This window comes from Providencia sp. SP181, from assembly GCF_050446505.1.
Lineage (GTDB): Bacteria > Pseudomonadota > Gammaproteobacteria > Enterobacterales > Enterobacteriaceae > Providencia > Providencia vermicola.
In genome coordinates, this window is sequence record NZ_JBBPXM010000040.1 from 1 (window position 1) to 782 (window position 782).

At 51.3% G+C, this 782-nt stretch carries 1 rRNA gene; it reads left to right on the plus strand.

What is annotated here, in order from left to right:
- A 23S ribosomal RNA gene (locus tag AABS66_RS21625) occupies positions 1 to 782 on the plus strand; the annotation flags it as partial.

Below are 782 nucleotides of genomic sequence, written 5' to 3' on the forward strand. Positions count from 1 at the left end.
ACGAGTAGGGCGGGACACGTGTTATCCTGTCTGAATATGGGGGGACCATCCTCCAAGGCTAAATACTCCTGATTGACCGATAGTGAACCAGTACCGTGAGGGAAAGGCGAAAAGAACCCCGGCGAGGGGAGTGAAATAGAACCTGAAACCGTGTACGTACAAGCAGTGGGAGCACCCTTTAGGGTGTGACTGCGTACCTTTTGTATAATGGGTCAGCGACTTATATTCTGTAGCAAGGTTAACCGTATAGGGGAGCCGTAGGGAAACCGAGTCTTAACTGGGCGAATGAGTTGCAGGGTATAGACCCGAAACCCGGTGATCTAGCCATGGGCAGGTTGAAGGTTGGGTAACACTAACTGGAGGACCGAACCGACTAATGTTGAAAAATTAGCGGATGACTTGTGGCTGGGGGTGAAAGGCCAATCAAACCGGGAGATAGCTGGTTCTCCCCGAAAGCTATTTAGGTAGCGCCTCGTGAACTCATCTTCGGGGGTAGAGCACTGTTTCGACTAGGGGGTCATCCCGACTTACCAACTCGATGCAAACTACGAATACCGAAGAATGTTATCACGGGAGACACACGGCGGGTGCTAACGTTCGTCGTGAAGAGGGAAACAACCCAGACCGCCAGCTAAGGTCCCAAAGTCATAGTTAAGTGGGAAACGAAGTGGGAAGGCTCAGACAGCCAGGATGTTGGCTTAGAAGCAGCCATCATTTAAAGAAAGCGTAATAGCTCACTGGTCGAGTCGGCCTGCGCGGAAGATGTAACGGGGCTAAACTAT